This window comes from Mesorhizobium sp. P3_A9 (assembly GCF_056402975.1).
On record NZ_JBFUGJ010000279.1, the window covers coordinates 1 to 8,005 of the forward strand.

Consider the following 8,005-nt stretch of genomic DNA (forward strand, 5'->3'; position numbering starts at 1 on the left):
TCCCATGACCACGCATCCCAACAAAGTCGCCCTCATCACCGGCGCCAATCGCGGCATAGGCCTGGAGACCGGCCGCCAGCTGGCGAAACGCGGCTTCACCGTGCTGCTTGGCGTGCGCGACCTCGCCAAGGGCGAGGCGGCGGCGGAAGGGCTTGAGGGCAATGTCGAGGCCATCGCACTCGATGTCGCAGCGCCTGACGCCGCTGCAAATGCAGCCGACGACGTGCAGCGCCGGTTCGGTCGGCTCGACGTGCTGATCAACAATGCCGCCATCCACTACGACACCGGCTCGCGCGCCTTGCAGCCGGACTGGACCGTGATCCGCGAGGCATTCGAGACCAATGTCTTTGGCGCCTGGCGCACGGCGGCCGCCTTCGCGCCGCTGCTCAAGGCCGGCGGCCATGGCCGGCTGGTCAATGTGTCGTCCGAAGGCGGTTCGCTGGCTTCGATGGGGGCGGGGGCGCCGGCCTATTCGACCTCGAAGGCGACGCTCAATGCGCTGACCTGCGTGCTGGCGGCGGAACTGCGTGGTTCCGGCGTGCTGGTCAATGCCATCTGTCCGGGCTGGGTCGCCACCGACATGGGCGGGCCGGGCGGACGTCCGGTGGCGCGAGGGGCGGCCGGCATCGTCTGGGCCGCGACGTTGCCGGATGACGGCCCGACCGGCGGCTTTTTTCGCGACGGCAAAAGACTGCCGTGGTGAGCGTGGTTGTTAAGCAGGAGTCGACGATGAGTGCCTGAGGCGCTTCACGATCTGAATCGCGGAATTGCCGTAAGTGCCTGTTTTTGCGCAGTTCCAGCGGGCTGTCTTGCCTCGATTGCACGCAAGAAAAAGCCGCCCTCGCTTTCTGCGAGTGGCGGCCTTTTCCCGGGAGGAAGTCAGAGCGAAGTCAGCTTATCAAGCCGCCTTGGCGTGCTTGTGGCCATGCTTCTTGTGGGTGTGCTTGTGGACGTGCTTCTTGCCGACATCCTTGTGGGCGTGTGCCCTCACATGCCTGTGGTGCTTCTTGTGATGCCTGTGGTGCTTGTGGTGCCTGTGGTGCTTGTGCGCGGCCTTGACCGGCGTCTTCGCCGCGTCCGCGGCAGCGGGAGCCGCCGGAGCGGTCGCCGGGGCAGTCGTCGTCGCCGGAGCGGTCGTTGTCGTGGTGCTGGTCGTGGCCGCCGCATTAGCGGTGCCGACAACCGGCATTGCCAGACCGAGAGCGATGGCCAGGCCGAGGGCGGAGAGGAGGGGCTTGTTCATGAGAGGCTGCCTTCAGAGGTTGGTGGTTGCTGTCACTGGTCGAGGTCGACTGGCGTCACGCCAAGAAGTTTCAGGGCGTTGGCGTAGGTCCGGATGCCTTGCGCCTGCTTGCGCTCGGAACAGAACCGATTCGCCTTGTCCTGGAGTGCCGTTGCCTGCGCGATCTGGCCCGCACTGGCACCGGGTTCGGCTTTGGTCCGGATGGCTCCGTCGAGTTGAAGACCGAGCCGGCTGCAATATTCGCTCCGGGTAACCGCGGCTTGAGCACCCGACTGCGCGACCGCAAGCATGGCGAGCGAAATGCCGGCTACGGCAGCCATCCATCCGGTAGAACGTCGTTGCATTGTCGGGACCATCCCTTTGCGTTGATGTGGCGACCGCTGTCCGGTTGCTACGAGGATGGTTATGCCTGACGATCTTTTCGCGAGTTTTTCCCGCATGTTGAATCTTGTTTCTCAACTGTGTCTGCGAGGTGAAGCTGCCAATCTCCCCCCTCGTGGGGGAGATGCCCGGCAGGGCAGAGGGGGCGCCAAGGATCGCCAACCTTGCAGGCATTGCGATAGGTACGAATGCTTCGGCGCATATTGATGGATTGAGAGGTCGGCGGGACAGCGCCCCCCCTCTGGCCTGCCGGCCATCTCCCCCACGAGTGGGGAGATCGGCTGTCTGCGGCGCTTGTGCCTCTTCCCCCGGCGCCATCCTTCGCGTAAGGCGCCGGGCAAATCCTTTCAGCGCAGGCATAGTCCGGAAACCGCATGATCAGACTTGAAAGCATCAGCAAGCAGAACGGCCGTCAGCTTGTCTTCATCGAGGCGTCGGCCTCCCTGCAGAAGGGCGAGAAGGTCGGGCTTGTCGGGCCCAACGGTGCCGGCAAAACGACCCTGTTTCGCATGATCACCAGCCAGGAGCAGCCGGACGAGGGCCAGGTGCAGGTCGATCGCGGCGTCACCATCGGCTATTTCAGCCAGGATGTCGGCGACATGGCGGGCCATAGCGCGGTCGCCGAAGTGATGAACGGCGCCGGCCCGGTCAGCGACGTGGCGGCCGAGATGGCCGAACTCGAGGCCGCCATGGCCGATCCCGATCAGGCCGACAAGATGGATGAGATCATCGAGAAATATGGCGAGGCGCAGCACCGCTTCGAGGAGCTCGACGGCTATGCGCTCGACGGCCGCGCCCGCGAAGTGCTCGACGGTCTCGGCTTCTCGCAGGAGATGATGGACGGCGATGTCGGCAAGCTGTCGGGTGGCTGGAAGATGCGCGTGGCGCTTGCCCGCATCTTGTTGATGCGGCCCGATGTCATGCTGCTCGACGAGCCGTCCAACCATCTCGATCTCGAAAGCCTGATCTGGCTGGAGCAGTTTTTGAAAGGCTATGAGGGCGCGCTGCTGATGACCTCGCACGATCGCGAGTTCATGAACCGCATCGTCAACAAGATCGTCGAGATCGATGCCGGTTCGCTCACCGCCTATTCCGGCAATTACGAGTTCTACCAGCAGCAGCGGGCGATCGCCGACAAGCAGCAGCAGGCGCAGTTCGAGCGCCAGCAGGCGATGCTGGCCAAGGAGATCGCCTTCATCGAGCGCTTCAAGGCGCGCGCGTCGCATGCCGCCCAGGTGCAGAGCCGGGTGAAGAAGCTCGACAAGATCGACCGCGTCGAGCCGCCCAAGCGCCGCCAGATCGTGAATTTCGAGTTCCAGCCGGCGCCGCGCTGCGGCGAGGACGTCGTCACCTTGAAGAATGTCCACAAGGCCTATGGCAGCCGCAGCATCTATGAGGGGCTCGACTTCCAGGTCCGCCGCCGCGAGCGCTGGTGCATCATGGGCGTCAACGGCGCCGGCAAGTCGACGCTGCTCAAGCTGGTGGCAGGTGCCTCCGATCCCGACACCGGCACGGTGGCGCGGGGGCCGAGCGTGAAAATGGGCTATTTCGCCCAGCACGCCATGGAGCTGCTCGAAGGCGAGCGCACCGTGTTCCAGACGCTGGAAGACAATTTCCCGCAGGCCGGCCAGGCGCCGCTGCGCGCACTCGCCGGCTGCTTCGGCTTTTCCGGCGATGAGATCGAGAAGAAATGCCGGGTGCTGTCAGGTGGCGAGAAAGCGCGGCTGGTGATGGCGCTGATGCTGTTCGACCCGCCCAATTTGCTGGTGCTGGACGAGCCGACCAACCACCTCGACATCGCCACCAAGCAGATGCTGATCGAGGCGCTGTCGCAGTATGAAGGCACCATGCTGTTCGTCTCGCACGACCGGCACTTTTTGGCAGCACTTTCGAACCGCGTGCTGGAGCTGACGCCGGAAGGCATTCATACCTATGGCGGCGGCTATACCGAATATGTCGAGCGTACGGGCCAGGAAGCGCCGGGGCTGCGGAGCTGACGGCAGCCCGGTCATGATTGGCCGGGCGGACGCTGCTGGCGCCTGTGGCCCCGGTCTCGTCGATCAGTCGAGCCCGGCGACGCGCAACCCCTTAATGTACCGCGCCCGGTCCTTTTCGTGGACGATGGGGTGGTATTTCTCGACCCAGTCCACGGACACGGTTGGATGCAAGCGCCGTGCCTGCGACAGTGCGTGGGCGGCGGCGGCGCGATCGCCCGCCATGCCGGCCGAGGCGGCGTATGTGCGCCAGGCCGTGCCGAAATTCTGCCTGAGGTCCACCGCCCGCCGCTCGAACTCGGCGGCCTCGTCATAACGCCCGGCCATGAAATGGCAGAGCCCAATGACGGAGAGGCTGCCGGCTTGCGTGAAATCGCGTGGGCTGAGGCGGTCGGCAAGCGCGACATGGTGCAGGCCGTCCTCCGGCATGCCCGCATAGGCATAGGTCGATCCGAGGATCATATGCGCATAGGCCAGGCTCGGATTGAGGGTGATCGCCTCGGACAGTGCCTTCACCGCCGGATCGAAACGGCGCGAGGCCATATGCACGAAGCCGGTGGCGAAGTGCGTCCAGGGGTCCTCCGGGTCGCTGCGGATCGCCCGTTGCGCCATGTCGTGGGCAGTCGGCAGGGTGGTTTGCGCATCGGCCAGCCCAAGCATCGCCTTTGCGGCGAGACCCCATGCAATCAGGCAGTTGGCGCGCGGATAGTCGGGGTCGATGTCGATGGCTTTTTGCAGCAGCGGCTCGGCGATCTCGAAATCCGGCAGCGAGGCCCAGGTCCAGACATAGGGCATCGCCTTCATCACGAACCCCCAGGCGTCGAGGTTGCCGGGCGACCGGCTCTGGAAACGCTCCTGTTCGGCGACGTAGAGCCTGGGCTCGATGGCGCCGATCACGCTTTGGGCGATCTCGTCCTGCAGCGCGAAGAAATCGGCGATCTCCGCGTCGTAGCGCTCCGCCCAGATCTGGCGCGCGGTGTCGGCGTCGCTCAGCCTGGCATTGATCCTGAGCCGTTGTCCGGAGCGGCGCACGCTTCCGTCGAGCACATAGCGCACGCCAAGCTCACGCCCGATCTGCTTCACGTCGACCGCCTTGCCGCCATAGGTGAACGATGAGTTGCGGGCCGACACGAACAGCCAGCGCAGCCGCGCCAGGCGGGTGATGATGTCTTCGGCAAGGCCGTCGCCGAAATATTGCTGCTCGGCGTCGTCGCTGAGATTGGCAAAGGGCAGCACGGCGATCGAGGGCCCGGCCTCGGCGCCATCGGACGGTGCCGCGGCCGCGTCGAGGCAATCCACCGCGCCGCCGAAGCGGTAGCCGACCCGCGGGATGGTCGCAATCCACTCGGCGTCGTCGGGGCCTTGCCCAAGCAGTTTGCGCAGCAAGGCGATCTGGACGGAGAGGTTGCTTTCCTCGACCGCCACGCGTGGCCATGCCGCGTCCATCAGCTCGGCCTTGGAGAGCACTTCGCCGGGCCGCTCGACCAGCGCTGCCAGAAGCAGCACGCCGCGATAGCCGACGGGAACGGGCATGCCTTGCCGGAGCAGCGTTCCCGCCTCCGGTTTGAGCTCGAACGGGCCGAAGGCGAACCGTTTCCCCACCATGGCGCAAACTAGCATCTTTTCGGGCCTTTTCGGAAGTATTCGGCCGTGTACCCGGGACGCTGCCACCCGCCCGGCTCATCCTGTCACGGTGTTTCGCGACAGGGAGAGCTGAGATGTCCGCAATTGCTTTCGACCGTACCGGATTTGAGACCGAGACCAGCCGAACGGCGCCGGTGAGCCGCCCGCGTCCACGCGATGAAGAATTCCGCGCCGCCCTTGACCACTACATGGCGGATTACATCGCCTGCCAGAAGCGCTGCGATATCGGGCACCACGGTGGTGCCGAAGGCCACGGCGCCCAGACGGATTTGGCTAGTTCCGCACCCGCTGGTCGACTTCGTCGATGCTTCTCGTGCCTGTCAGCGCCATGGTGACGGACAGTTCCTTGCGAAGGATCTCGATGGCGGTCGCCACACCGGCCTCTCCGCCGGCACCGAGTCCGTAAATATAGGCTCGCCCGACCAGGCAGCCTCTGGCGCCAAGGGCGAGCGCGCGCATGACATCCTGGCCGGATCGAACGCCGCCATCGAACAGCACCTCGGTTTGCGAGCCCACCGCTTCAGCGATCTTCGGCAGCTTCGAGATCGTCGATGGCGCACCATCCAGCTGCCGGCCGCCATGATTGGAAACCACGATCGCGGACGCGCCGGCCTTGCTGGCGGTGCGTGCATCATCCACGTCGAGAATGCCCTTGATGATCAGCTTGCCCGGCCAGATGCTCCTGATCCACTCGACGTCGTTCCAGTTGAGCGTGGGATCGAACTGATGCGACACCCAGTCCGCCAGTTCCTTGACGCCTTGCTCGCCTTTCACATGGCCGGCGAGATTGCCGAACGTCCAGCGCTTGGCGGTGAGCATCCGCCAGGCCCAGGCGGGCTTGGTCGCCATGTCGAGAAGATTGCGCAGTTTCAGCGAAGGCGGAACCGATAGCCCGTTCTTGACGTCAATGTGGCGCTGCCCCAGCACCTGCAGGTCGACCGTGAGCACCAGCGCGCTGCAGCGGGCAGCAAGCGCCCGCTCGACGAGCGAACGCACGAAGCCACGGTCCTTCATCACATAGAGCTGGAACCAGAACGGCTTGTCGACCGCCTCGGCAACGTCCTCGATCGAGCAGATCGCCATCGTGCCGAGCGTATAGGGGACACCGGCAGCCTGTGCGGCGCGGCAAGCGAGAATCTCCCCGTCAGCCCACTGCATCCCGCCAATGCCGATCGGCGCCAGCGCGATCGGCAGCGCGGCCTTCTCGCCGAGGATCGTCGTTGCCGTGTCGCGTTGTGAAACGTCGACCAGCACGCGCTGGCGGAACGTTATGCGCTCCAGATCGGCGCTGTTGGCGCGCAGCGTCTGTCCGGAATAGGCGCCGGCCTCGACATAGTCGAAAAAAGCCCGGGGAACGCGGCGGCGGGCAGCCTGCCGGAGGTCCTCGATGCAGGTCATGGTCTTCAGCAGCGAAGGCGCCGGTGACGCCTTGGCCAGGTCGCCCAGGCTTGCGGCTTCCGTGAATTTTTGGAGATCGGGCAATGCGGTGATCAGCCTGTCCATCGTCGGCTCCCAACGAATATTAGCCAATGCTGGTCCATTGAATGTCGCGAGCGCGCGGATGTAAACTCACTAGCGAGTATACATTCATCGGCGTCAGCCCCGTGCCCAGATCGTCCGACAAGACCAGGCCAGTGATATTGCAGGCGGCTTACAAGCTGTTTCGCCGCCGGGGATTCTTTCGCGTCGGCATGGATGAGATCGCAAGCGCCGCCGGCGTCACCAAGAAGACGCTCTACTATCACTTCGACAGCAAGGACGCGCTGCTGACCGCGGTGCTTGCCTCACAGCATGAACGGGCTTTCGCCGAATTCCAGAACTATGGCATCGACCTGTCGGGCGGGCCGGAGCAACTGGTCGACAAGCTTTTCGGTGAACTGGCCATATGGTCGGCCAAGCCACGCTGGGCGGGGTCGGGATTTACCCGGCTGGCAATCGAGCTTGCCGATCTCTCGGGGCATCCCGCGCGTTCGATGGCGCGTCAGCACAAGGCGCTGATGGAAAAGCAACTGGCGACCCTGCTCGCCGAAGCGGGCGTGCCATCGCCCAGCGAGAGGGCGCGCGAGCTGTTCCTGCTGATCGAAGGTGCAATGGTCATGATCCTGGTTCATGGCGACCGAAACTATTGCACCGCCGCGGCCGATGCCGCCAAACGGCTGATCGAAAATGGATCAGCCGTTTGACGCCCCACATGCCTTCGTTGGCCAAGTGCGGACCACGCTGATTTACCCGAGCAGATCCGGCTGCTGCCTGAGGATGCGGTCATGCAGCGGTTGGCATTGAAACCAGCCGGCCTGCGCGGTTCCGTTCACGGCGCGGGTGGCGCGGGCGTTTTCCGGGTCGACCTGGAGCGGCGTGCCCACGCTCTCGGCGAGGAACTGCGCCTGGCAGCACCGTTCCATCGAGATGAACCACCAGACGGCCTCGTCGACGGTCTGGCCAACCGTGAGCAGGCCATGATTGCGCAAGATCGCCGCCTTGTGGCCACCGAGGCTCTCGGCGATCCGCGCTGCCTCGCTTGCCTCCGTGACCAGCACCCGCGTGTCGTCGAAGAAGACGTGATCCTCATAGAAGGCGCAGGCGTCCAGCGTGATCGGATCGAGCACGCGGCCGACCGCCGACCACGCCTTGCCATAGATGGAGTGGGCGTGCGCGGCCGCCACCACGTCCGGCCGCGCCATGTGGATCTGATGATGGATGGCGAACGCGGCGACATTGACCGGCATCGTGCCCTCGACCACAT

8 protein-coding genes are annotated in these 8,005 nt (G+C 64.8%); 3 read left to right on the plus strand and 5 right to left on the minus strand.

Annotated features, from left to right (window positions below):
* Window positions 1-703: SDR family NAD(P)-dependent oxidoreductase (locus AC1DX0_RS26945; RefSeq protein WP_477357457.1), on the plus strand; the 703-nt coding region annotated here is incomplete at its 5' end.
* Between the two features lie 195 nt (window positions 704-898).
* Here the strand turns inward: AC1DX0_RS26945 and AC1DX0_RS26950 are convergent.
* The gene (locus tag AC1DX0_RS26950; protein ID WP_477224492.1) at window positions 899-1,243 is read right to left on the minus strand and encodes a hypothetical protein; all 345 of its coding nucleotides are present in this window, start codon (window positions 1,241-1,243) and stop codon (window positions 899-901) included.
* 32 nt (window positions 1,244-1,275) lie between these two features.
* Window positions 1,276-1,587, minus strand: coding sequence for a hypothetical protein (locus AC1DX0_RS26955; RefSeq protein WP_477224491.1), 312 nt, complete (start codon window positions 1,585-1,587; stop codon window positions 1,276-1,278).
* Between the two features lie 411 nt (window positions 1,588-1,998).
* Here AC1DX0_RS26955 and AC1DX0_RS26960 point away from each other — a divergent pair, with 411 nt between their 5' ends.
* Window positions 1,999-3,621 (plus strand): ABC-F family ATP-binding cassette domain-containing protein, encoded by a 1,623-nt coding sequence (locus AC1DX0_RS26960; RefSeq protein ID WP_477224490.1) that lies wholly within the window; start codon window positions 1,999-2,001, stop codon window positions 3,619-3,621.
* Window positions 3,622-3,684: 63 nt separating this feature from the next.
* Here AC1DX0_RS26960 and AC1DX0_RS26965 read toward each other — a convergent pair whose 3' ends face one another.
* Complete coding sequence (locus tag AC1DX0_RS26965) at window positions 3,685-5,223, minus strand: winged helix-turn-helix domain-containing tetratricopeptide repeat protein (protein WP_477224489.1); 1,539 nt, start codon at window positions 5,221-5,223, stop codon at window positions 3,685-3,687.
* A 312-nt stretch (window positions 5,224-5,535) separates the two neighbouring features.
* Window positions 5,536-6,669: an alpha-hydroxy acid oxidase gene (locus tag AC1DX0_RS26970; RefSeq protein WP_477224507.1), complete on the minus strand. Its 1,134-nt coding sequence runs from the start codon at window positions 6,667-6,669 to the stop codon at window positions 5,536-5,538.
* Window positions 6,670-6,866: 197 nt separating this feature from the next.
* Between AC1DX0_RS26970 and AC1DX0_RS26975 the strand changes: the two genes are divergently transcribed.
* Window positions 6,867-7,445 carry a TetR/AcrR family transcriptional regulator gene (locus tag AC1DX0_RS26975; protein WP_477224488.1) on the plus strand — a complete coding sequence of 193 codons (579 nt, stop codon included), beginning with the start codon at window positions 6,867-6,869 and terminating at the stop codon, window positions 7,443-7,445.
* 42 nt (window positions 7,446-7,487) lie between these two features.
* Here AC1DX0_RS26975 and AC1DX0_RS26980 read toward each other — a convergent pair.
* A partial coding sequence (locus tag AC1DX0_RS26980) for a class II aldolase/adducin family protein (protein WP_477357459.1) occupies window positions 7,488-8,005 on the minus strand: 518 nt, incomplete at its 5' end.

Bases quoted from the DNA above. Each gene is read 5' to 3' on its own strand.
- AC1DX0_RS26950 (WP_477224492.1), bottom strand. From the start codon at position 1,243: ATGAACAAGCCCCTCCTCTCCGCCCTCGGCCTGGCCATCGCTCTCGGT.
- AC1DX0_RS26955 (WP_477224491.1), bottom strand. From the start codon at position 1,587: ATGCAACGACGTTCTACCGGATGGATGGCTGCCGTAGCCGGCATTTCG.
- AC1DX0_RS26960 (WP_477224490.1), top strand. From the start codon at position 1,999: ATGATCAGACTTGAAAGCATCAGCAAGCAGAACGGCCGTCAGCTTGTC.
- AC1DX0_RS26965 (WP_477224489.1), bottom strand. From the start codon at position 5,223: ATGGTGGGGAAACGGTTCGCCTTCGGCCCGTTCGAGCTCAAACCGGAG.